The sequence below is a fragment of the Treponema vincentii genome (assembly GCF_018336815.1).
Lineage (GTDB): Bacteria > Spirochaetota > Spirochaetia > Treponematales > Treponemataceae > Treponema.
Genome location: NZ_CP050497.1, coordinates 437,717 through 460,034 on the forward strand (window position 1 = coordinate 437,717; position 22,318 = coordinate 460,034).

Annotated in this window: 22 protein-coding genes and 1 pseudogene; 9 read left to right on the forward strand and 14 right to left on the reverse strand. The window is 43.8% G+C overall.

Going from position 1 to position 22,318, the window contains the following annotated elements:
• Nucleotides 1–9: 9 nt before the first annotated feature.
• Nucleotides 10–1,920, forward strand: a complete 1,911-nt coding sequence (locus GWP40_RS02055; protein WP_212565848.1) for a bifunctional metallophosphatase/5'-nucleotidase — start codon at nucleotides 10–12, stop codon at nucleotides 1,918–1,920.
• 69 nt (nucleotides 1,921–1,989) lie between these two features.
• Here GWP40_RS02055 and GWP40_RS02060 read toward each other — a convergent pair whose 3' ends face one another.
• From GWP40_RS02060 to vapB, 7 genes are all read right to left on the reverse strand, one after another.
• A complete protein-coding gene (locus GWP40_RS02060; RefSeq protein ID WP_212565849.1) occupies nucleotides 1,990–2,247 on the reverse strand; it encodes a SemiSWEET family transporter in 258 nt (85 codons plus the stop codon).
• 84 nt (nucleotides 2,248–2,331) lie between these two features.
• Nucleotides 2,332–3,771, reverse strand: coding sequence for a potassium/proton antiporter (locus GWP40_RS02065; protein ID WP_212565850.1), 1,440 nt, complete (start codon nucleotides 3,769–3,771; stop codon nucleotides 2,332–2,334).
• 428 nt (nucleotides 3,772–4,199) lie between these two features.
• Nucleotides 4,200–4,574 (reverse strand): type II toxin-antitoxin system VapC family toxin, encoded by a 375-nt coding sequence (locus GWP40_RS02070; RefSeq protein ID WP_212565851.1) that lies wholly within the window; start codon nucleotides 4,572–4,574, stop codon nucleotides 4,200–4,202.
• Nucleotides 4,561–4,770, reverse strand: coding sequence for a hypothetical protein (locus tag GWP40_RS02075; RefSeq protein WP_212565852.1), 210 nt, complete (start codon nucleotides 4,768–4,770; stop codon nucleotides 4,561–4,563). Before GWP40_RS02075 ends, GWP40_RS02070 begins: the two co-directional genes overlap by 14 nt.
• A 54-nt stretch (nucleotides 4,771–4,824) precedes the next feature.
• Nucleotides 4,825–4,947 (reverse strand): hypothetical protein, encoded by a 123-nt coding sequence (locus tag GWP40_RS13225; RefSeq protein ID WP_269140250.1) that lies wholly within the window; start codon nucleotides 4,945–4,947, stop codon nucleotides 4,825–4,827.
• A gap of 1,124 nt (nucleotides 4,948–6,071) precedes the next feature.
• On the reverse strand, nucleotides 6,072–6,476 hold the full coding sequence (gene vapC, locus GWP40_RS02080; RefSeq protein WP_212565853.1) for a type II toxin-antitoxin system tRNA(fMet)-specific endonuclease VapC: 405 nt from the start codon (nucleotides 6,474–6,476) through the stop codon (nucleotides 6,072–6,074).
• Nucleotides 6,476–6,706: a type II toxin-antitoxin system antitoxin VapB gene (gene vapB, locus GWP40_RS02085; RefSeq protein WP_212565854.1), complete on the reverse strand. Its 231-nt coding sequence runs from the start codon at nucleotides 6,704–6,706 to the stop codon at nucleotides 6,476–6,478. The genes vapC and vapB overlap by 1 nt, the downstream gene beginning before the upstream one ends.
• 347 nt (nucleotides 6,707–7,053) lie before the next feature.
• Between vapB and GWP40_RS02090 the strand changes: the two genes are divergently transcribed.
• The 5 genes and pseudogenes from GWP40_RS02090 to GWP40_RS02110 all read left to right on the forward strand — a co-directional run bounded on the left by GWP40_RS02090 (nucleotide 7,054) and on the right by GWP40_RS02110 (nucleotide 10,804).
• Nucleotides 7,054–8,163, forward strand: coding sequence for an OmpA family protein (locus GWP40_RS02090; protein ID WP_212565855.1), 1,110 nt, complete (start codon nucleotides 7,054–7,056; stop codon nucleotides 8,161–8,163).
• Nucleotides 8,164–8,209: 46 nt separating this feature from the next.
• Nucleotides 8,210–8,374: pseudogene (locus tag GWP40_RS13550) on the forward strand (OmpA family protein); the annotation flags it as partial.
• Nucleotides 8,375–8,445: 71 nt separating this feature from the next.
• On the forward strand, nucleotides 8,446–9,372 hold the full coding sequence (locus GWP40_RS02100; protein ID WP_212565856.1) for a tetratricopeptide repeat protein: 927 nt from the start codon (nucleotides 8,446–8,448) through the stop codon (nucleotides 9,370–9,372).
• Between the two features lie 15 nt (nucleotides 9,373–9,387).
• The gene (locus GWP40_RS02105) at nucleotides 9,388–10,035 is read left to right on the forward strand and encodes a helix-turn-helix transcriptional regulator (protein WP_212565857.1); all 648 of its coding nucleotides are present in this window, start codon (nucleotides 9,388–9,390) and stop codon (nucleotides 10,033–10,035) included.
• A gap of 61 nt (nucleotides 10,036–10,096) precedes the next feature.
• A complete protein-coding gene (locus GWP40_RS02110; RefSeq protein WP_212566510.1) occupies nucleotides 10,097–10,804 on the forward strand; it encodes a PP-loop family protein in 708 nt (235 codons plus the stop codon).
• Between the two features lie 59 nt (nucleotides 10,805–10,863).
• Here the strand turns inward: GWP40_RS02110 and GWP40_RS02115 are convergent, their stop codons facing one another.
• From GWP40_RS02115 to GWP40_RS02125, 3 genes are read right to left on the reverse strand one after another with little or no spacing between them, the layout of a single operon-like run.
• The gene (locus GWP40_RS02115) at nucleotides 10,864–11,559 is read right to left on the reverse strand and encodes a DNA alkylation repair protein (RefSeq protein WP_414162754.1); all 696 of its coding nucleotides are present in this window, start codon (nucleotides 11,557–11,559) and stop codon (nucleotides 10,864–10,866) included.
• 22 nt (nucleotides 11,560–11,581) lie between these two features.
• Entirely contained in the window at nucleotides 11,582–12,757 is a 1,176-nt protein-coding gene (locus tag GWP40_RS02120) for a TraB/GumN family protein (protein ID WP_212565859.1), read from the reverse strand.
• A 9-nt stretch (nucleotides 12,758–12,766) separates the two neighbouring features.
• A complete protein-coding gene (locus tag GWP40_RS02125) occupies nucleotides 12,767–14,233 on the reverse strand; it encodes a tetratricopeptide repeat protein (protein WP_212565860.1) in 1,467 nt (488 codons plus the stop codon).
• Between the two features lie 227 nt (nucleotides 14,234–14,460).
• Between GWP40_RS02125 and GWP40_RS02130 the strand changes: the two genes are divergently transcribed.
• Nucleotides 14,461–16,482, forward strand: a complete 2,022-nt coding sequence (locus GWP40_RS02130) for a hypothetical protein (RefSeq protein ID WP_212565861.1) — start codon at nucleotides 14,461–14,463, stop codon at nucleotides 16,480–16,482.
• A 43-nt stretch (nucleotides 16,483–16,525) separates the two neighbouring features.
• On the opposite strand, the gene GWP40_RS02135 is transcribed toward GWP40_RS02130, so the two are convergent.
• On the reverse strand, nucleotides 16,526–17,368 hold the full coding sequence (locus tag GWP40_RS02135; RefSeq protein ID WP_212565862.1) for a hypothetical protein: 843 nt from the start codon (nucleotides 17,366–17,368) through the stop codon (nucleotides 16,526–16,528).
• A gap of 98 nt (nucleotides 17,369–17,466) precedes the next feature.
• Here GWP40_RS02135 and GWP40_RS02140 point away from each other — a divergent pair, with 98 nt between their 5' ends.
• Nucleotides 17,467–17,676, forward strand: a complete 210-nt coding sequence (locus GWP40_RS02140) for a hypothetical protein (RefSeq protein ID WP_212565863.1) — start codon at nucleotides 17,467–17,469, stop codon at nucleotides 17,674–17,676.
• 49 nt (nucleotides 17,677–17,725) lie between these two features.
• Here GWP40_RS02140 and GWP40_RS02145 read toward each other — a convergent pair whose 3' ends face one another.
• The 3 genes from GWP40_RS02145 to fusA form a co-directional block, all read right to left on the reverse strand.
• Nucleotides 17,726–17,893: a hypothetical protein gene (locus GWP40_RS02145; RefSeq protein WP_016522731.1), complete on the reverse strand. Its 168-nt coding sequence runs from the start codon at nucleotides 17,891–17,893 to the stop codon at nucleotides 17,726–17,728.
• 383 nt (nucleotides 17,894–18,276) lie between these two features.
• Nucleotides 18,277–18,960, reverse strand: a complete 684-nt coding sequence (locus GWP40_RS02150; protein ID WP_212565864.1) for a hypothetical protein — start codon at nucleotides 18,958–18,960, stop codon at nucleotides 18,277–18,279.
• A 10-nt stretch (nucleotides 18,961–18,970) separates the two neighbouring features.
• The gene (gene fusA, locus GWP40_RS02155; RefSeq protein WP_212565865.1) at nucleotides 18,971–21,061 is read right to left on the reverse strand and encodes an elongation factor G; all 2,091 of its coding nucleotides are present in this window, start codon (nucleotides 21,059–21,061) and stop codon (nucleotides 18,971–18,973) included.
• Between the two features lie 205 nt (nucleotides 21,062–21,266).
• Between fusA and GWP40_RS02160 the strand changes: the two genes are divergently transcribed.
• Nucleotides 21,267–22,244: a helix-turn-helix domain-containing protein gene (locus GWP40_RS02160; RefSeq protein ID WP_212565866.1), complete on the forward strand. Its 978-nt coding sequence runs from the start codon at nucleotides 21,267–21,269 to the stop codon at nucleotides 22,242–22,244.
• Nucleotides 22,245–22,318 lie beyond the last annotated feature (74 nt).

Sequence of the window (22,318 nt, forward strand, 5' to 3'; positions counted from 1 at the left end):
AGTATGCACATGATCAAGAAAAGAATGCTCGGCTTTATAGCCGCACTGGTTTTTGTTTTTTCGCTGACAGCCTGCGTCGAAACAAATTCTGCATCACGAAGCACGGAACAGACCGCTGCACGTACCGCAAAGGCACGCGGAAAGCAATCTGATGAGGTAAAACTTACCCACAAGATTATCCAAAAGGGACAACCGGGCGCGGATGCCGTTACCCTTACCTTCGGCGTAACAGGCGACGTACACGGACGGCTCTATGCGTACGATTACGCAGTGTGCGAAGAAACACCGGCAGCAGGTTTTGTAAAAACTTACGTGCTTGCACAGGAACTTCGCACACAGAATCCCAACACCGTTTTAATCGACGTTGGCGACACGGTGCAAGATAACAGCGCCGACCTGTTTAACGACCTTGACACCCACCCGATGATTCAAGCGCTCAATTACATGAACTACGATATTTGGGTATTGGGTAACCACGAATTCAATTTTGAAAAAGAATTCCTTGCCCGTAATATCCGCCACTTTAACGGTTCGGTATTAAGCGCCAATATCAAAAACACCAAGGATGGCAGCAATTTTGTACTGCCCTATCAGCTGTTTGATATTGAAGGAGTCCGCGTGGCCGTTATCGGTATGGTGCCGCCCCATATCCCGATGTGGGAAGCTGCCGCCCCCTCTCACTTTAAGGGACTGGAGTTTGAAGACCCGATTGCCGTTGCGCGCGAAACCGTCGACTCCTTAAAAGGGCAATACGATGTCTTAATCGGCGCCTTCCACCTTGGACGTAACGGTGAATACGGCACCAACAGCGGCGTTATCGAAATGGCGAAGCAAATCCCTGAGTTCGATTTAATCTTCGGCGGGCATGAACACGCTCGGTATGCCACCCTTATAGACGGCCAGAACGGTGATAAAACATGGATCATTGAGCCGGGCTGCTACGGTTGGGCTTTGGCCGTTGGCGAAGTACAGGTTAAAAAGGATAACGGCGCATGGAAGGTTGTTTCCGTAAAAGCGGAAAACCGCGAAACTGCCAAAATCGCTGCCGATAAAGCGATGGAAAAAGAGTTTGAATTTGTGCATGACAAATCTGTTGCGGATGCAAACCTCATCGTCGGAAAGGTTACCGCTGATTTTATCCCGCGCGTAGACTACATTACCGGAAAAGACAAGGTTACCACCATGCCTACCATTCAGCTGGAAGATACCGCCCTTATCGACTTAATCAATGATGTGCAGCTGTATTACACGAAGGCTGATGTTGCTGCTGCGGCCGCCTTCCGCTTTGACATGAATTTAAAGAAAGGAGATTTTAAGAAAAAAGATGTCGCCTTTATCTATAAATATTCCAATACGCTGATGGGCGTTAATATGACCGGCGAGAACCTCTTAAAATACATGGAGTGGTCGGCATCATATTATAACACTGCAAAGGAAGGCGACGTAACGATTTCGTTCAACCCCAATGTTCGCGGTTACAACTACGATATGTTTGAAGGTATCGACTACGACATCGATATTTCAAAAGAGGCTGGGAATAGAATCGCAAACGCGAAGATAAAAGGGGAAGCCCTTGATCCTAAAAAGGTGTATAAGGTTGCTGTCAACAACTACCGCTTTGGTACGCTGCAAAGTTTGAAGCTTGCAACGCCTAAAGACGTGTATTACGATTCGTATGAAGTGATGCAGGACGCCGGACGCATACGTGATTTAATCGGCGCGTATGTAAAGGATGTTGATAAGGGAGTTATTACTCCCAAGGTTAGCTACAACTGGAAGCTCATCGGCTTTGATCCGAATGTTGCCGGACGGGATAAGATTTTTGATGAGATTAGGGCTGGAACTATTAAGATTCCGACCTCTTCAGACGGTAGAACCCCGAACATTAAATCCATCAATATTCATGAATTGAAGAAGTAGGAAAAGTATAATTTGCGGGTTTCTAATAAGTTCTGTATATCTATAGACTTATTAGAAACTCGCGGGCGCCTAAAGAGCGGTAATTGCTGCTATCAAACCGAAAATAACGCCCGGTGCATTTGCTGCTGCGAGCGGATAATCTCTTTTATCTTTCAGCAATGCGTATAAAACCCATATCGTACAGTTGACAGCTGCTGCCAAAGGTTGAAGAAAAACGGTTTTATTTCCGTGTAAGTTATCCATAATCTGAGGGATATAAGATATGTACATGGTAACCGACAATGCCGTTCCTATCCATCCAAGAATTTTCAATTTATTTTCGCTCATTGTGACTCCTCTTGTATTAGTCCGGAATTAATGGATTTACTATATCTGTTTTATCGGTATTGAGCAATATTCACGCCCTATATCTCACTCGCTCGGTTCGTTAAGCTTTTCCGTAATTTCCTTTATTTTTGCCGAATGAGCGAGTACATAGAGAATATCGCTTTTTTGAATGACGGTATCGCCTTTAGGAAAGATGATTTTACCATCCCGCACAATTGAACTGATAAGCGTATCTTTATCTAAATGGAGGTTACTGATTTTTTGACCGATACTGCCGGAATGATCTTCAATATAAATATCGAAGATATCGATGTCGCTTGCTTTAAGTGAATACAACTCAACCGAATACAGCGATTCCGGTTTTTTAGGATTGGTAAATTTAAGCAATCGAGCAAGGGGCGCAAGCGTCGTTCCCTGAATAATACAGGAAAGGAAAACGGCAAAAAAGATTGTATTAAAGATAAAGCCGTTTTCATCTAGCCCGTTTGAAAGCGGATAGGTTGCAAGAACAATCGGAACCGCGCCTTTAATGCCGCCCCACATTAAAAAGAATTTTTCCTTCCGGGTATATTGAAACGGGAACGTAGAAACCAACACGGCAAGCGGACGGGCGATAAACATCATAATACCGACAATGATGAGCGCTTCTTTCCAGATATGGACAAACTGATGCGGAAACGATAAAAGTCCCAGCATAATAAAGAGCGTGATATTAAAAATAGTGGAAACACTTTCGAGAAAATTTCCGACACTGCGCTTTGCAGGGAAGGCTGTGTTGCCGATCCAATAGCCCATAAAGAACACCGCGATAATCCCGTTTGCTTGGCAAAGCTCCGCTGCACCGTATCCAAGCAGTACGCATCCGAGCATCAAAACGTTATAATTCCCTCTATTATCCGACTGCAGCCGGTTAAACAACCAGACTGAAATTTGAAAAGCAAAATAACCGATAATAATGCCGCCGACAAACTGCCAAATAAGCTGTGCAACAGCCAGAGCTGGAGATTGAAAAGCCCCTGTCGCGATATGCACAAAGGTAAGGGTAAGCAAGATCGCCATCGGATCGTTCGCTGCGGATTCAACATTGAGCGTTGCGGCAAGGTTATCCTTAATCGGGTTCGACTTGGTAATCATAAAAACACCGGCCGCATCGGTAGAAGAAATAATGGAAGAAATTAGCATCGAATACGCTAAATCGAATTCAAGGACAAAGTGAATTAGAAAGCCGAGTGTCGCCGAAGTCAGTGCAACGCCGAGAATCGCAAGCGTCATCGATGGTCCTGCAACTTTGTGAAACGTCTCCTTTGTAATACAAAAACCACCGTCAAAAATAATAAAAATCAACAGGATATCTGCAATTTTTTTGGTTAAAAGCGCATTGTCAAAATAGAACAAATTTAAGACATCACTTCCGGCAAGGACACCGATAAGAATAAAACCGATAAGGAGCGGCAGTCCGAATTTATCACTGATTTTGGTTGACAGCATGGCCAAAATGATAAGAAAGGAAACAAACAGAATCATAGGAACCTCAAAGTTGTAGCTATGCCGATTGTACCGATTTTAGCAGTAAAATCAACAGAGCCAGACAGAGCAAATGTATCGGACGTTTGCCCGCTTGTTGGAAAAATGGGGCTGTCCAAAAACTGAAAGCCTATCGGTTTTTTCTGTAAGAAAATGATTTATCATATCCGCTAAAGCGTATTGTGTAACAGTTTTTGGATAGTTTCCTTAGATTTAGATGCGATGTTACGATAAAAACGGTACGTCCTTGTACCGTTTTTATCTTCAAGTTTTCTCATCGAAAACTTGTTATTGTTAAAACCACTGCCATCCATGGTAGATTTAAAAGTTATTACCGTATAAAGACTTAAATTCGCATAGATAGCGAAAAAGTAACCAACTTTTGAGACATCCCCAATGTCAGGTTGAAGAAGAGTGTTAGGTTTTATTTACATAACTGGAATAATTAATTCCAATTGTAATTCTTCTATCTGATTAAATCTTTTATCAGCGGTAATAAGTGGTAGATTATTTACAATTGCGGAAGCTGCAACAATCGCATCGGGAAGTTTTGTTTTATATTTTTTGCGAATTTCGATTGTTTTTTCTTTTACTTCGCCTGTAAGAGAAATTTCTTTACAATCAAGCAGGAGTGATTTTATATTACTTTCTTCTGTAGCTGTTATTCCAGATAAAGACAAGAGTTCCATTTCAGATATAACTGAAAATGCAAGTTTACTCTGTAAAAATGGGCTCATGCAAGAATTACCGTCTAGAAGATAAATTAACGCATTTGTATCAGCTACAAAGTCAGTTCCATTCATTTCTCATTTCCTTTTGAATTGAAAGACCATCTTTTTTTAAATTTACAGAACCAAAATATTTTGAGAGATTTGGAGTTTTTTCAGTTTTTACATTCTGATTATATCGATACAAAACAAACTGAATATAGTTTTCAATATCAACAAGACATTCTTGAGGAACTGTTTTTATTTGTTCAACCATTGTTTCATAAGACATAACGACATCCTTTCTGCAACTTACCAATAGTATAACATAAAAAGTCACGTTTTTCTATAAAAAATCCAGACAAGCTTGACTTTGCTGGATTTTTGTCGATATTTCCACGCCCAAAATTCCAAAAACAATCGCAGCTTGCTCTCCTCGATTTGCAAACGGCATGGAATTGATGGCCATAGAAATTCCCCATTTATCAATAATACATCGCCAATAGTACTCCTTTCATAAAATCCGCCAACGATTTTATATTTTTCTTGGTAAAAAATGTCGGAAGATTTACTTTACTAACAGCAAGTGGCGCTCTGCGCCATCCATCTAACGGGCGGCGGATAAGCTGCAAGAAGCGAGAAGGCCGTAAGGCTTTTGAGTTCCGCCGTCAGCTTAATTCGCGTGTTGGACGCCGCTGTGCGCCGGACGACAGGCGGATGTTAGATTCTTTTTTTATTATACATTACTTCCCTTTTTTATTTGAATTAAGTTGTTCGCCGCGATTTTCTTGGCTTTGGGCGTGCTGCGATTTGCACCAGCTGTTCCCTTATTGGGATTTTGCATATTTGATTGATTGCCAGCCGGTTTTACCGTGTTATTTTTGCTAATAGTATTTCTCTAAATGTCTTTAAAAACAACGCTGATTTCAATCTTATCGCTTCCAAGATCAGCTGCTTTTACATCGTAATACATCTTTACACCAGTTTCATATTCCTGTTTAACACCATTGATTACCAATTTTCTACAATTTTACCGTCAGGCAAAGTTGCTTCAAACCTTAAGGAATCGTTTTCTTTTATAGAGTTTCTACTTGTTACATCAGTATAAGGATGTGAATTGTTCCTGCATCGTAGGTTTATTTTCAGCCACTGAAATAGTGCGTTCGTCAAAAATGTACATCCTTGTACATTTTTGCCTGCGAGATTTGCGATAAGCAAATCTCGTTTCTGCATGGAACCACCGCCGTCCTGAGGCAGTAGTGAATGCCGAGTTTGCACAAAACCGCTTCAGGATGACGGGCGAATAAAACAGCAACGACGTTTCACAAAAATTATATTTTTGTGAAACTCGCAAGTCAATTTACGCCACGGATGGTGTGAATTGACGATGTCGCTTATTAACATATACGCGTTCAGCGCATCAATGCAGTAGTTTCCAAAGCTCACACTTTGTTCAACTGTTGCATTTTAAGGTGCTATTTGTGTGATGCAAGAATTCGTCGATCTATTCGAAAACGAAAGTTTCAGAGTAGGTCTATTACATTGCCCGTATAGGACTTTGCAATGTCAGATTTGAATTGGGGTAGGTTTTTATTATTCTTTTGTCCAGTCTTCGACTCTTAATCCGGGTATTCTGGAAAATTCTCTTGTATTATTTGTAACCACAGTCAGATTTCTTGCTAAACTTTGAGCAGCAATCTGTGTATCAAAAGGTCCAATCGGAATCCCTTTATTTTCAAGATAAGCTCTAATCATCCCGTATATTTCTGTATCTTCTGTCGTAAAATCTATTATGTTAGTAAAATCGGAACAAAAATTCAGAAGAGCACGGCGATTTTTTTCTCTAAATTGACTTTTTGAAACACCATACTCCAACTCAGCAATTGTAATAGAAGAAAGAAATAATTCTTCTTTTTTACAGTTAAATATCTTTTTCTTTAAATGTTGATTTTTATTCTTTATGAGAAAAATACAGATATTTGTATCGAGCAAATACATCAAAAACCTTCCCTTTCTTGCATTGCCGGTTGACTTCTTCCTTCTGCCATGAAATCATCAGAAAATTCGGAAAGACTTCTTTCAAGATTTTCCCAATTATTTTCTTTTGGTGTTAGGATTATTGATGAACCGATTTTCTTGATGAATAATTCAGAAACATCAATATGAAATTCTTTCGGTATCCTTACAGCCTGACTATTTCCACTTGTGAATACTTTTGTACAAACCATATCAGCGCCTCCGTATACATTATAGTATATACAGGAGTAAAATTATCGTCAACTTCTATTTGTCCCGGAAATCAATTTTTAGCTTTTTTAATCTTATTGTATGCAGGGTTAGCGATGGGAGCTGCACCGAAGGTGTTCCGAAACGAAGTGGAGGAATGGAGCGAAAGCGGAACAGCGGACGTAGCGACCCGAACGAAGTGAGGGGAACCCCATAATTTAACTTTATTAACATACCTCGGAATCTGCAACCGCGGCAGAGGCGGTAATTATCTTTTTTTATTTGACGATGATAATAAAGACAGCCGATAAGAGCCGGTGCAGTGAACGCTTTGTTAGAGGAGAAATGAGTGAAACGACCGATACTATCTATTGCCTGTGTATTGATTCCGGTTATTGCATTTACGAACGGGAGAATCAGCATTTCGGAGCGCGCCGACTATTCGGTTTACAAAAACGGCGCGTATGCGGGGCTTACCTATCGGGAAGCGTATATCTACCTTGATGAAAAAGCTGCCGTTTATAACGATGAGCCGGCCTATCGATATGAGGGGGAGGCCTTTGTGCTGGAAGAAACCCGCAAGAATATGGTTGGTATGGCAAAAAAACTTGATGAAATTAGACCGATTGCTTTTACACAGTCGGCTCATCCGGCAGTCGGAAACGCGAACCGGTCAGGACTACACCATTCCAGACTGGACTTTACACAAGACTCGGGTTATCCGCTGCTGCGGAACTTTCCGGCAAGCCCCGCACAACAGCTTGACCTGCAAGATATCGGAAAAAAATGGACAGCAGAAAGTGTGATCGTAGTGTGTCCACAGCAAGGAAAAAATGCTACGCGGATTCCGGTATTGGCTGAATATCAATACATCGGCAAAAAGAAATATAATGGAAAGGATACTCATTATGTAAAGGCGGTGTTTGCCGTGCGGTATCACGGTGAAGATCAGTTAGGCGATGCTGATATGCTCCGTTCGGAAGGAAGCAGGACGGCGGATATTTATCTGGATGAGCGGAGCCGCCCGCTCTTTATTCGAGAAAAAATCGATGAAACATTTTTTTACAAGGGTGACGAAACAATCCGGCAGCGCGGCTTTTTGCTGCATTTTTATAACTACGGACAGCATACCGTTTATAACGGCGGCTCCATACCGGTACCGGCATTACTTGGCGACAGTAAGAAACCTGCGAAACCTCCTGTCCGGCAATCTGAGAAAACGCTAAGCGAGACAACACCGCACGTACCGGCAAAACCGGAGAGCTCAAACAAGGAGCGCATAAAAGATAAGGGAGACGGTATTTTTAATGTGCAGGAAACGCCGCGCGGCATACTGCTGAATTTGAAGAATGTAAACTTTGTGGCAGATAAAGCGGAATTATTACACGGAGAAGATAAAAAACTCAATGAAATAGCCGCCATATTAAAAACGCTGACCTTTAAAAAACCTTTTTGTTGAAGGCCATACCGCTGATGTCGGCGATAAGAGCACCCAACACGGACTCTCTCTCCGGCGTGCAAAAACAGTTGTCGATGAGCTGACCAAACGCGGCATCCCGGCCGGTGTATTCATCTATAGCGGCGCAGGAGGCACAAAGCCGATTGCGTCGAACAGAACCGAAGCGGAACGCGCACTAAACCGGCGTGTCGAAATCACCGTTATGGAATAAACTATCCCCACCCACTGACATACACAAAAAGATCTCTTTGCGATTTGTTAGTTTAATGATATAATCGCTTTATGTATAAATTATATCGATATGGATTACTATGTATCTGCTTTGCCTTTATGGTGAGCAGCTGTGTTTCTACTTCTTCGGCAAAACGCGATGGGGGAAAAGTTCAAAATTACGGCAAGGATGGTCGGGATATTCTGCTTATCTTTACCGGTTCCGATTGGTCACAAGAAGCGGAAGAGTTTTCAAAAAATATCCTTACCGAATCATGCAAAACGGAATTAGCGGAGGACTATGCCGCCCGTTTTATCGACTTGTTACACAATCCTACTGAAAGTGAACGAAAGACGGCGCAAAAGAATTATCTATTGTTTTCGGAATATGCAGTGCCTGAAGTTCCTTTTGTCGTACTACAAACAGCCGAACGAGATATGTATGCCGCTGCCGTTATAGAAGCTGATATAAAAACAGAAGCTCAGTTGATAGAAAAAATCAAAGCGCTGACTGCACAGCGGACAAGCGTCGTTGAAGCGCGAAAGCGTATCAATACGGCAAAAGGAGCGGAAAAAGCCCGTGCGATCGATGAGTTTTTAAATACGGTCGGCAATGCGGAGGCGCATCGCTATGATTCTTTACGCATGCAAGTCCCCGCACTGGATCCTCATAATAAATCGGGACTCAAAGGAAAGTACGTATTGATGAGCGCCGACATACGGGCAAAGAGCTTTGCGCAGCAGGGGAATTATCTTAAAGCAGGTGATGAGTACAAAGCCGCTGCAGAAACAGGCGATCTTTCTCCCGCCGAATTGCAACTTGCATGGTATTTAACCGCTTATTCCTATTTGATGACAGGAAGCGCCGATACGGAAACTGTCGTTGGATACCTGCAAAAAGCGATTCAAGCCGATCCACAAAACACCGCGGTGCAGCAGCTCAATCAGGCAATACATAAGTTGCAAAACGATATTCAGTTAAAAAACAATGAAAGATAAAAGGAATTACACGGTATGATGTCCAAACACACCCTTACGCTGCTACAACAAATTGCACATGGTATTGCGATTCACTTCGGTAATAATTGCGAAGTTCTTGTACATGATCTGACGGCTGACTATACTAACAGCTCCATCGTTATCATAGAAAACGGCAATGTTACCATGCGAAAGCTAGGCGACGGCCCGTCTCATGTAGTGCTTGAGGCGCTGCATAGCGATCATAAAACGTTGGAAGATAAACTGAGCTATCTGACCAAAACAAAGGACGGGCGCATTCTTAAATCAAGTAGTATGTTTATCAGAGGCGAAGATAATGCAATCGAGGCGGTGCTCTCGATCAATCTTGATATTACGCCGATGCAGATGGCAGAAAATGTGTTACAGCAGCTTATTTCACCCGTCAGCACTAAAAATGAACCTGAAAATATTCCTCAAAATGTCAACGATTTGTTGGACGAACTTATCGAACAGTCCGTCCGTATTGTGGGTAAGCCTGTTGCGTTAATGAATAAAGAAGACAAAATCGCGGCTATTAAGTTTTTAAATAACTCCGGTGCTTTTTTAATTACAAAATCCGGCGATAAGATTTCAACCCACTTCGGCATTTCCAAGTACACGCTCTACAGTTATATAGATGCCGGTGCAAACGGGCATCAATGATTTCAAGCCGCACTTTATACCGGCAGCGGTAATAGGCTGCTTGCACATACGGCTCTTCACTATGGCAAACCCCAAGCTGTTTAGAACCATCGATAAGGCTGTTTCCGAATATAACATGATAGAAGCTGGAGACAGGATTTTGATTGCCGCTTCCGGTGGAAAGGATTCGACCGCCCTTACGGAATATTTTGCAGCGCGGCTGCAGCGCCGCCATCCGATTTTTGAAGCCGCCGCGCTCCATATTGCTACGGATATCGGCTCCGAGTTTGCCCCTGAATTGGCGGCGCGCTTTAAAAGCTGGGGCATTGATTTAACCGTTAAAACCATTTCGGTACTAGAGCGGCTTAAAACCGGCAAAAAGATGAACTGCTGGTGGTGCTCCAGCCAGCGCCGGTTGGAACTGAGCAAATATGCGCAGGAACACGGCTTTAATAAAATTGCGCTCGGGCACCACTTGGACGACATCCTTGAAACGGCGCTGATGAATGCGCTCACCAAAGGAGAGCTTGCGGCAATGCCTCCGGTACTGAGGTTCGATAAATTCCCGTTGACATTTATCCGCCCGCTCTGCCTTGCCGACATTCCGATGATTATCCGTCATGCTGAAATGCAGGGGTATATTTCTTCCACCTGTACCTGTAGCTATCAGGATAATTCAGGCAGAAAAATCGCCCGTTCCCGATTGGATAAGCTAACGGGCGGCAACTATGAGTTAAAGCGTAAGCTCTTCGATGCGTTACGGAATATCAATGTGGCGTACCTACCCTAGCAACATTTGCGATATATTGTTATTGTTCACTTATCGACGGGCGTGTATAGCAGGCTCTTTTACACTTTCAGCGTTCGCAGGTAGTCCTTTATTTCCGGAGAAATCCGGCGGCTCTCTATCGCTTTTTGAATGGTTTTGTTGTGGGTAAAGGGGGCAAGCCTTTGCTTTTTGATATATGGGAGCGCTGCATCGTACTGTTTAATCAGCGCAAAGCTGAAATACCACGCAATCATCATATTGATGTAATACTCGTCCGATTTTACAGAGGCAACGAGTTCAAGCATTTCCGGTTTAAACCGGTCATCAAGATAATTCGACAACAAGAGATTGATGGCGTACCGGACGGTATAAGTGCGGGGCGACCGTATCCAGAGCAAAATTTTTTGATATACCTCATCTGGATATTTTTTAAAGAGCGGCGGTACAAAGGTATCGCAGGTTGCCCAGTTGTCGATAAACGGTAAAAACCGTTCCGTTTCGGTTATGGCGGTATCAAAGTCTTTGATATTTTCGATGAGGAATGCGTGGAGATTGTTTTCTTCAAAATACCGGTGCGGAAGGGTTTGCATAAAAGTAGCAGACTGCTTCGGTTCTGTTTTAAACAGGTCTTTCGCAAATTTTCGTAAAAGAGGCGTTCGGATCCCAATCATAAGTTTCGGGTCTACGGTAGGGATGAGCTTTGCATTAAAATCCCGATATGATATATCTTGCATCGCTAAAAGCTTACTTTGAATTGATTCCATCATTCTCTCCATGACAATCGCGCCGGACACTTCCTTATAATAAGCCGCTTACCAGTGCAGGCACTGCGATAAAGTTTCCGATTGCTCCGCCGAGGCTGGATAAAAAGAAGATCAACAGAATGTGCGCAATTTTATTTTTGTACCAACCCTTAATGCTCGTTACGTCGGTAGTCAGATTTTCCATATCGGCAACTTGAGGCTTGCGAACCCATGCTTGAACAATGCCGGTGAATAAGCCGACGCCGATAAACGGATTAAGGGTTGCAAGCGGGGCGCCCAAAAAGCCGGTTATGATGCTCAACGGATGACCAAGCGCAAGCAGTGTGCCGAATGCGGCAAGGCTTCCGTTCCAGAGTAGCCAGCGCATCAGCAACGCGCTTGACGCTGCAACACCGCCTTTCATGAAACCCGCTGCAATAAGCAGCACAATCAGCGCCGGTAATATCCAGCCCGAAATTTTTGCAAAACCACTCTTCGGCGGTACGTCCGCAATATCGGATACATCGTTCGGCGCTGTCCCGTTTTGGAGTTTTTCGATGTAGGCGGCGGTACCTTCAAGGTGTCCCGCTCCTAAAACCGCAACGGTTTTCTTTCCTGCCGCATTCCATATTTTTGTCGCTAAATAACGGTCACGCTCGTCGATGAGGGCTTCTTTTACCTGCGGCAAGTATTCCGCCATTTCCGCCATCATGCTGTCCATCTCGCTTTTGTCTTTCAGCGCTTCAATCTCGTCCGCGCTGAGTTTTTCGGTAGAAAAGGCGCTGCTGAGCAGCGTTGCCAAAAGCTTCGATTTTCCCCACAGATTGTTCTTTGCCCATGCCCGTTTGAGCGTGATGTGAATCGGCCTGTCTACAAGTTCGGTTTTAATCGAAAGTTCTTTCGCGGCGGTAATGGCGGCCTTCATTTCATCCCCCGGCTTAACCCCGACATCGGCGCCGATCCGTTTCTGAAAAGCGGCAAGCACGAGATTAGCAAGCAGCAAAAAGCCTTTTCCGCTTTTAAGCACCTCGATAATATCGAGCTCTTGCCAGCGCTTTTCGTCGGTAAGCGCTTTGTACCGTTGTTCATCCAATTCGACGCAAACACAATCGGGCTGTTCGTCGTGGATACACTGTTCAACATCATCGATGCTTTCTTTTGAAATATGCGCCGTTCCAAGCAAGATGATTTCTTTATCATTTAAGGTAATACGTTTCAACGTTTGATTCATGAGCTTGTCCTATTTTTTTGCCGTAGTATCCGTATTCGCAGTAAGCTCGCTTACCGCAAGCCGGTATTCAAAAAAGCTCGGAGTCTGGGTTGTTTTGATTTCGAGCAGAACTTTTTCGGCAAGATGTCCTTTACCTGCCAGCCGATAGAATTCAGCCAGATAAAAAAACTTGCGTAAGCGTTCCGTTTCATCTTTTTCTTTTGTGATGCGGTTATTGACATCACTATCACCGGCGAAGTCGATAAAGAGGCGGCATAGATAGTAATCGGTTTCGTGTTTTGTGCGGTCTATCGTTTTAAGATATTTTGACATAAAATCTTTCGCTTCTTTTTTCTTACCCATTTTATAGCTGCATACCGTTGCGGATAGTGCATAATAGACATTTGTGGGAGCATAACGCAGGGCGTTTACAAAGGCGCGGCGGGAATCCTCCCAATCTTTTTTTTCAAACAGCAAAATCCCGAGTCCTTCATACGCAAAGTAATATTGAGGATAGAGTTCGGTTACTTTTTTGTAATGCTTTATCGCATCTTCCTTATTACCGAGGTCATCGTTTAATCCCGCAAGGTAAATATGGACAAAATATGAATCGGGAATAAGTTCGATGGCGCGGTTAAATGCAGCAAGTGATTCTTCTCTTCTTCCTATTTGTAGATTATAAGAGCCGAGGTCTGTCCAATGCGAAGCGGTATCGGGTTCCAATTCAGTTGCTTTTTGTATATCCGCAATCGCTTCAGCCATGCGATTTGTTTCCGATTTTATCCGTGCTAATTCGGCAATTGCAAGGCTGTTCTTCGGCTGATACTTCAAGACTGTAAGGTAGCATTGCTCCGCCTCCGTCATCTTGTTATCCAAATAATACACCTTACCGCACCAAATAAGTGCTTCAATATCATTCGGGTGTTTTTGCAAAATTTTGTTGAATGTTTTCCCTGCTTCTTTATAGTTTCCTTGGTCGTAAAAATCGATGCCTTCTTCCAGTAATGCCTGTACATTATCTGGCTCAAGCTTTAATATCTTTTTTAAATACGTTTTTCGCATTTTTTTATCTTTTTTTGCTTGAGCAATCATTGTCATTGAATACAGAACATTGAGGTCGTTGGGATATTGTTTTTCCAGAGCTTTTGCCGTTGTCTCCGCATCCTTTATACGTCCGGTTGAAATGAGTACGGCAACCTTTAAATTCCGTATTGAAAGGGAATCTCTGTCCTCTTCGGGCAATGTGTCAAAGAGTGCGATGGCTTCTTCCCATTTTTGCTCGCTTAGTAATGCACTAAGCTGCTGTCCGAATATAACACGCGGTGGGATTTCTTCAGTAGCTTTCGTCGTATTGTCGGTTGCCGCGGTCTTTTCGGATACTTTCCGGTTAGACTGTGTATGAGGTTTTGCACTCTGTGCGCTTAAGCAGGAAAGCATACCGATTATAAGGCAAATACATACGGTTTTTTTTGAAATACTTCCATACAAATTTTTCATGAAGACTCCTACGGAACGGTGATTAACTAAAACTAAAGAAACTGCTCAAAGACTTTCGCTTTTGCATAACCCCGCTAGTCTACCCAAGTTTTTCAATCTGGTCTAGCGGTTATGTTAAACAGTTGTACATCCGTGTACACTTTTAATGATGCGACAACGCAGATGTATCGTATATTTGCAAAGGGGAGGATTGCAATTATTATCCCCTTTTATTAGACTAACAACCTATGAAGCATATTGTCGGCAGAGTAGTTGCGTATACCGTCCTTTATTGTAGTGTTATTTTCGGTATTTTTGTTCTTCAGTTTACCAAAGGGCAAACTTTTTCTTTAAGTTTAGGCTCTATGCTCGTTACAGGCAGACAGGAGCGTACCGAAGCGGGCGAGACGCTTCCTCTTTTACCTCTGCATGTTGTCTCGAATGGGCTTGATTTATATATTAGCGAGCAAAATCCTGCTTATGCCGTAGATGTAGCGGACACGCTCTCTCCTATGCGTATACTATCGTACCAATTTTATGAAACGGAAGCTCGTTTTTCGGTACACTGCTCTGATGATGTGGTTATTTCTTTTTTTTCCGAAAAGCGGGGTGAAGTTGATAGCCTCTTGATTGAAGCCATGCTTCCCGAAGGAATAAAAAGAGTATTGCTTCCGTGGAAAATTACTCAAAATGCCGGTATCGAGCGTGCCGACGATAAGATTTTTGTGCGTTCCGGTAAAAAACAATATACGTTTACCGGCAGCTTTGGATTTGACACGGATGGGGAAAATACGGCGGCGCAGTTAGAAGGACCTCATCTGGTACTCGAAAAGACACAGCCGATTGCCTCTTACAAAACCTATTTGCCGCTTGAAGAGCTCGATATCACGACTATCCCATCGATGGTGCAGGCTTCTGCGGAATCGTATACGGCGGCGCTGAACACTTTTGCCTCGGCAGTCATCCGCGCGGGTACGCAGGCGCTTTCATCTAAACAGATAACGGAGAAAACCTTAACAGCATATATTGCCGAAATGGGACAGCGCAGCAAATTTGCCGGAGCGATGGAAGCTGCTCCTGCTCAAACGCTGTCGCGGAACCTTCGAACATATCTTTCAAATCCTTTTTACGATAATATACAGGAAACCCATGTAGGTTTGGCAGCTGACGACACAAAAAAAAGAGAGTTATATGCTGCCCTTATCACGGATAATTCGCTTGAAATTTTTGAACAAGACAGCTTAATACCGTTTTTAACCGATCGCGGCAGTAAACGCAGCATAGAAGGTTTATTCCGACTGATAGGAAAGCTGGATGCTGCGCAGCTTGACGCACGGCAGGCGGCAGGGTTGTTGGCAGTATGGCTCGACTGTACGCATTACTACCCTGAACAAAAGGCATTGTTTGAAGATTTACTGCCGTTGTGTGAGAAAAAAATTACCGAATCCCTCTTGCTGATTAATGAAGGTTTATATCTAAGCAATAACAGCACCTATATCGACAGTGCAGCCTCTTTAACTTCTGCACAAATATTGATGCGGTACGGAGCAGTTCAATCTTCGGTATGGCAGTCCGTTGCCCGGATGCTGATAACCTCTTTGCTGAGATACTCGAGCGAATCGGCTGGGTTGCCCGTAGGGTTTACCGTAACCGGCAGCAAATCGACACAGCTTGTAATTACTGCCGATGACAGCAGTATGCTGGATGCCGGTACTCTCTATCCTTTGCTAAAACCGGATAACAGTTGGTATCCTCATGCTCAGTCGCTCGCGTTGCAGGCGGAAGCCGGTATTTGGGCGTGGACTTGTGCGCAGAACATCGAGGTTTTGGAAAACACTTCAAAAACCTTGGTATTGCGAATTCGCTTTCCGGAAGGACAATCTCACTATCTTACCTTGCACGGTATTAGATCGTTCTATCGAATTGAGATGTATGGTATTCCGTTTAGGAGCGATGCCCGTTTTGAAATGTATAACTCCTCCGGCTATGCCTATAATGCAGGAAGTAAGATTTTATACTTAAAGATGAGACATAAGAGCGAATACGAAACAATACGCCTCTCGCTCGGTTCGGCTCCGCAGGAGCCTGCTTCCGTGCGGACTGCCCCGTCTGCTTCCGGTTCAAATACAAATGCCGGAGCCGCTCCTTCTACGGTTCCTACAGCCTCCGATCAAGCGTCCTCTAAACAAACGCTGGAAACGCAAGGAGCCGCAGCGCCTGTATCGGTTCCGCAACCGGAAAATCCCGCTCAACCGGAGGATGCAGAGTAAACCTGTTCCGAGACTTCTGTCTCGGAACAGACAACCTAAGGCCTTATTCCGTCCATGTATATGAAGCAACAACGCTAAAGGCGCTTGTATTATCATCGGTGTTATAACCGTCAGCGCTTTTTACCCAGAAATAATACGTCTTACCGGAAACGAGATGGTTGTGCTTTGCATACACTCGCGTAGAGTTGGTTAACACAAATCTATCAAGCACTGTTGCAGCCGATATATCATCCGCCGTTCCCCAGTATACATGATACCAAGCGCTTTTAGTGGAATCCCACGTAAGTTTTATTCCCGAATATTCTCCGGCGCCATCTTTTGCAGCGGTAAGATTCATCGGTACCGGTAAATCTTGATGAACAAGATTATAACTTACGACAGAGCTAAAATCACTTGTGGCACTCGTAGCAAGAAATCCGTCGGCGCTTTTTACCCAGAAATAATATGTACCGGAAGCCGAGAAAGTCTTAGAATAACTTGTTGATGAAACCGTGTCGCTTAATAATATGGCAGATGCCGTGTCATTGGTTGTCCCATAATAAACCCGGTAGTATTTTGCTCCGGTTGTAGTCCAGCTCACCGTAACCGTATTGAGTTTTGTCGTAGAAAGCTCCACTTGTACGTTAGTCGGTACTTGAAGTTCCGTGTACGTAAACGATAATGACGCAACATTACTGAAACTGCTCAAACTGCTTGATGATGTAAAATCGTCGGCGGCCCTTACCCAAAAATAGTACGTCCCTGTCGTCGATAATGTGGCGGAATACTTTGATAAAAAAACCGTATTGGTCAAGACGGTTGCCGTAGATGAATCGTTGCTTGTGTTGTAATACACCCAGTAGTTCTTAGCGCCGGTACTTGTCCACGAAATAGTTATGCCGTTCACTGTATTACTATTAAGTTCAACCTTTACATCCGTCGGCGCATACGCCCCGTTTGCAGTAGGTGTAGGCGTAGGTGTAGGCGTAGGCGTAGGTGTAGGTGTTGGTGTTGGTGTTGGTGTTGGTGTTGGTGTTGGTGTTGGTGTTGGTGTTGGTGTTGGTGTTGGTGTTGGTGTTGGTGTTGGTGTTGGTGTTGGTGTTGGTGTTGGTGTTGGTGTTGGTGTTGGTGTTGGTGTTGGTGTTGGTGTTGGTGTTGGCTTCGAATTATCAACAGATCCTTTGCACCCAATCGCGAGGCAGAGTAATAAAATAGCGCTTATAACGGAGATATATTTTTTTATAACTTTCATTATCAATATCTCCTACTTACTCTGCCCGTTGTTATTAGGCGCATGATTCGGATTCAACTGAGCGCCGCGATTACCTTGATTTTTATCATAGGTAATATTGGTTCCGTTAGTTCCTTTGTTGGCATTTTGGATATCCGCAGGATGATTCTTTCCCGCCGGACGTTTTGTCGTATTCGGCATTTTTGCCCTCCTTTTTCGTTAAGGTGTCCCAAACTATGGAATTGATTCATGTTTAGAACTTTTCTTCCATTATACCCCTTAAAGTCAAGAGAAAAACAAAAATGAGCTGGGGCAAACGCATCAGACATTTTTTTATATCCCCGCGGAAAAATTGAGACTATTCGACCAGAGTTGAACCCCTGCGCGGTTCAAATGGTCTCACAGTCTCAATTTTTCCGCGCTTTTTATTTACCCTGCCTGATGCGTTTACCCGTCTGTCAAAAAAAATGTGCGAAATTTTATTTAAAATTTCGCACAAAAAAAAGCCCTGCCGAATGTAATCGACAGGGCTTTTTCGATAGCCGTTATAGCCTCGGTGTACTTATCCGGAGCTATAAGGAAAATTATTTTTCCGCTAAAAGCATTGTTTTGGTGTCAAGCTTGCAGCCGGTATCAAAATTCGCTTTACCGCGGGCTTTCAGCGCGTATATTTTAATGGCGTCCGGCGACGGTTCCAAATACAGGATAACATCAAGATCGTTGGCATAAGGCTTTAAGTCGGGGTGGATCGCCTTTTCGCGTACATCGGCGGAAGCCGTATACCAGACGAACATACCGGTTTCTTTGGCAAAAGCCTTTATTTGCTGAATCGCTTCGGGAACCGCTTTAGAAAAATCGAAATCATCGATCATCAGTGCGGAAGGCTTTGAACCTACTTCAAACAGCGCCTTTACGGTCTTGATAATCTGAGTGGTACGCACGATATCTTGATTAAAATTGAGTACGATGCGCCGTGCGATAACTTCAGATTTTAATTCAGCAGCTTTTTCAAGGTGTTTTTTCTCGGCTGTTTCGTCAAACATATTGTTATACCATGTAATGGCATAATCGGTTTGCTGACTGAACGAGATATGTACAATCGGTTTACCTTGCAGCAGCTGATCCAATCCGAGCTGAACCAGCATGGAAGTTTTTCCAACGCCTCTTTTAGCCGTTACAATACCGATTTCCCCCGGTTGTAACGCCCCTCCGAGCGCTTTTTCAAAATTACGAACAGCGCTGCGTTCGATTAAATCCTCTTTAACCATTTCCCGCCTCCTATTTTTGTTGTTCCGCTTTGCGTTTTTCTTCGTACGCTTTAATTAAAGCTTCCGTAACGCTTTGGGGAGCTTTGCCGTACTTCGCAAATTCCATTGAGTATTCTGCTTTACCCTGTGTTGAAGAGCGCAAAATGGTTGAAAATCCGAACATTTCGCTTAACGGGACTTCCGCGTCAACGCGGGTAAACTGTTCATCTTCAGTGGACGAAAGTATTATACCACGACGTTGGTTAATAAGTCCAAAGATATTTCCTTGAAATTCCTGCGGGCCTTCGATTGAAACCTTCATAATCGGTTCGAGAACGATCGGATTTGCTTTTTTGTACGCTTCGCGGAAAGCGCCGATAGCTGCGGCTTGGAATGCCATATCGGAAGAGTCTACCGGGTGTGTTTGACCGTCGTTAATGGTAACCCGTACGCCGACAATCGGGAAGCCGATAAGCGTGCCCTTCTTAACGGCCGCTCTAAAGCCCTTATCGCAAGACGGAATAAATTCCGAAGGAATGGCGCCGCCTTTAATTTGATCGACAAACTCGTAGTCTTGCTCGGAGGTAGGTTCGATAAAGCCTGCAACACGGCCGAACTGACCGGAACCGCCCGTCTGCTTTTTATGGGTGTAGTTAAAGTCCGCACGCTGGCTGATTGCTTCGCGGTAGGCAACCTGCGGCATACCGGTTTCTACCTCGCACTTGTATTCGCGGCGCATCCGTTCGATATATACATCCAAATGGAGTTCACCCATACCTTGAATAATCGTTTCGTTCGATTCCGGATCAACGTATGTGCGGAAGGTCGGGTCTTCTTTGGTAAAGCGGTTTAATGCCTTGCCCATCTGGTCGGCGGATTTTTTATCCTTGGGGGTAACCGAAAGCGAAATAACCGGATCGGGAACGAACATGGAGCTCATGGCGTAGTTGAGGTCGCCGCCGCAGAACGTATCGCCCGATGCGCATTCGATACCGAAGAGCGCAACGATGTCTCCCGGGCCGCCTTCGGAAATATCTTCCATTTCGGCAGAGTTCATGCGGACAAGACGTCCAACCTTGAACTTTTTGCGTGAGCGGGTGTTGTACAATTCACCGCCTTTTTTCAGCGTTCCCTGATAGATACGCACATACGTCAACTGACCGTATTTTCCATCCTCCAGCTTAAAGCCGAGCGACACAACCGGATCATCGGGGTTGGAGGTCAGCACAACGGGTTCTTCATTTTTATCCAAATCGAGCGCCTTATTGGTAATTTCCGTCGGATTGGGCAAGTAGTAGGTAACGGCATCGAGCAATGGCTGGATACCTTTGTTTTTATAGGCCGAACCGAGGAATACCGGCACAAAGGCTTCTTTTAAAGTACCGACACGTACCGCTGCACGAATCATCTCTTCCGTTTCGGCGCCTTCAAGATATGCTTCTGCAAGCTCATCGGAGAACATCGAAGCCGCATCGATCATTTCCTCGCGATATTTTTTTGCATCATCAAGAAGGTGTGCCGGGATTTCGGCCACGCGGAGCTCGGTACCGCTGTCTCCTTCAAAATAAAGCGCCTTCATCGTTACGAGGTCGATAACGCCTTCGAGTTTATCCTCAAGGCCGATTGGGAGCTGCATCATGTAAGCGTTGAGTCCCAGTTTTTCGCGCAGCTGCATCCGCACCTTTAACGGATTAGCGCCGGTTCTGTCGCACTTGTTAACAAAGGCAATACGCGGAACATGGTAGCGTTTAAGCTGGCGGTCAACGGTGATAGACTGAGACTGTACACCGGCAACGGAGCAAAGTACCAAAATAGCGCCGTCCAAAACACGCAATGAACGTTCAACTTCGATAGTAAAGTCAACGTGTCCGGGCGTGTCGATAACGTTAATGGTGTGGTCTTTCCATGTTACCTGTGTCGATGCGGACTGAATGGTGATACCGCGCTCCCGTTCCAATTCCATATTGTCCATAACGGCGCCGACACCATCTTTTCCGCGTACCTCATGAATGGTATGAATACGGTCGCAATAAAACAAGATACGCTCTGAAAGGGTTGTTTTTCCCGAGTCGATATGCGCACTTATACCGATATTTCTCATTTTTGAAATATCACTACTCATAATTCTTCTACCTCATTTCTAATAGATTTTTTTACGTCACAAAAACCGACAGCTAAAAATATCAATTTTCGTAAGCTGCCTGTAAGCAAGATTATAAATTATACTGGAAACGGTTTTGGATTGCAAGAGTAAAGTTTTTTAAATTCATTTTTTATTGACATATATAGAGATTGTATATACTCTTAAAAAAAAGCGAAGGTCTAATATGAACTCTTGTGTACACGCAACCGAATGGCACGGGACACGCGCCGCTATTATATCTAATACCAATTTGATAACGGAATATGCTATCAACTGCGATACACCGAACGGGCGTATGAAAACCTTTCATTTATTTCCGGGGATTGATTATGCACTTACAACTTTTGAAGCAGCCTCATGTGATTACCGAAAAGAGCCGGTACCGAATATTCTGGAAATAGCCTATTGCAAATCAGGCAGGTTTGAATGCGAATATAAAAGCGGTTATTTTACATATATCGGTGAAGGTGATTTTGCCATCGGTGTTTTGGAAGCTCAAACCGAAAAGCCTTATTTCCCGTTAGGATATTACACCGGCTGTACAATCATTATCGATGTCAAAAAGACAGGTATGGTTTTTCAGAATACTATCGAAGGCATATCCATTGACCTAGCGGCACTACTGCAAAACTATTGTCCCGACAATAAATGCGCAGTTATTAAAACACCGCCAATGCTGCTCCGTATATTCAATGAATTATATGAAGCATCCCAAGATTGCCGCTTTCCCTCTGATACAACAAACGGCTACCTGCGGCTGAAAGTTTTAGAGCTGTTGTTTTTATTGCAGCACTATAAACCGCAAAAGCAGTCTGCGGCACATACCTGTTTTTCAGGAGTATATATAAAAAAGATAAAAGCGATTAAAGCTGATATTACGGAACACTGGAGCGAAAATCCGCGGTTAAAAGATTTGTCGCAAAAATACGGCATCGGTTTAACGGTAATGAAAGACTGTTTTAAGGCGGTATACGGAAAACCGATCTATGCTTTTCAAAAAGAATACAAAATGCAAAAAGCGGCGCAGCTATTACACACTACGGAAAAATCGATTACGGAAATCGCCTCCCTAATCGGATACGAAAATCCAAATAAGTTTTCTTCCGCTTTTAAGAATACATTCGGATGTTCTCCGCGGGAATACCGCCGGAATAATTTATAATTGATAATTTGTAATGGATAATTATTTTGGGCGTTCCGGTTCCCGTCGGGCTTTACGCTTATAGCTTTTTGCTG

Coding starts and splice junctions, on each gene's coding strand:
- GWP40_RS02055 (WP_212565848.1), top strand. CDS start 10: ATGATCAAGAAAAGAATGCTCGGCTTTATAGCCGCACTGGTTTTTGTT.
- GWP40_RS02060 (WP_212565849.1), bottom strand. CDS start 2,247: ATGAGCGAAAATAAATTGAAAATTCTTGGATGGATAGGAACGGCATTG.
- GWP40_RS02065 (WP_212565850.1), bottom strand. CDS start 3,771: ATGATTCTGTTTGTTTCCTTTCTTATCATTTTGGCCATGCTGTCAACC.
- GWP40_RS02070 (WP_212565851.1), bottom strand. CDS start 4,574: ATGAATGGAACTGACTTTGTAGCTGATACAAATGCGTTAATTTATCTT.
- GWP40_RS02075 (WP_212565852.1), bottom strand. CDS start 4,770: ATGTCTTATGAAACAATGGTTGAACAAATAAAAACAGTTCCTCAAGAA.
- GWP40_RS13225 (WP_269140250.1), bottom strand. CDS start 4,947: ATGGCCATCAATTCCATGCCGTTTGCAAATCGAGGAGAGCAAGCTGCG.
- vapC (WP_212565853.1), bottom strand. CDS start 6,476: ATGTATTTGCTCGATACAAATATCTGTATTTTTCTCATAAAGAATAAA.
- vapB (WP_212565854.1), bottom strand. CDS start 6,706: ATGGTTTGTACAAAAGTATTCACAAGTGGAAATAGTCAGGCTGTAAGG.
- GWP40_RS02100 (WP_212565856.1), top strand. CDS start 8,446: ATGTATAAATTATATCGATATGGATTACTATGTATCTGCTTTGCCTTT.
- GWP40_RS02105 (WP_212565857.1), top strand. CDS start 9,388: ATGATGTCCAAACACACCCTTACGCTGCTACAACAAATTGCACATGGT.
- GWP40_RS02110 (WP_212566510.1), top strand. CDS start 10,097: ATGGCAAACCCCAAGCTGTTTAGAACCATCGATAAGGCTGTTTCCGAA.
- GWP40_RS02115 (WP_414162754.1), bottom strand. CDS start 11,559: ATGGAGAGAATGATGGAATCAATTCAAAGTAAGCTTTTAGCGATGCAA.
- GWP40_RS02120 (WP_212565859.1), bottom strand. CDS start 12,757: ATGAATCAAACGTTGAAACGTATTACCTTAAATGATAAAGAAATCATC.
- GWP40_RS02125 (WP_212565860.1), bottom strand. CDS start 14,233: ATGAAAAATTTGTATGGAAGTATTTCAAAAAAAACCGTATGTATTTGC.
- GWP40_RS02130 (WP_212565861.1), top strand. CDS start 14,461: ATGAAGCATATTGTCGGCAGAGTAGTTGCGTATACCGTCCTTTATTGT.
- GWP40_RS02145 (WP_016522731.1), bottom strand. CDS start 17,893: ATGCCGAATACGACAAAACGTCCGGCGGGAAAGAATCATCCTGCGGAT.
- GWP40_RS02150 (WP_212565864.1), bottom strand. CDS start 18,960: ATGGTTAAAGAGGATTTAATCGAACGCAGCGCTGTTCGTAATTTTGAA.
- fusA (WP_212565865.1), bottom strand. CDS start 21,061: ATGAGTAGTGATATTTCAAAAATGAGAAATATCGGTATAAGTGCGCAT.
- GWP40_RS02160 (WP_212565866.1), top strand. CDS start 21,267: ATGAACTCTTGTGTACACGCAACCGAATGGCACGGGACACGCGCCGCT.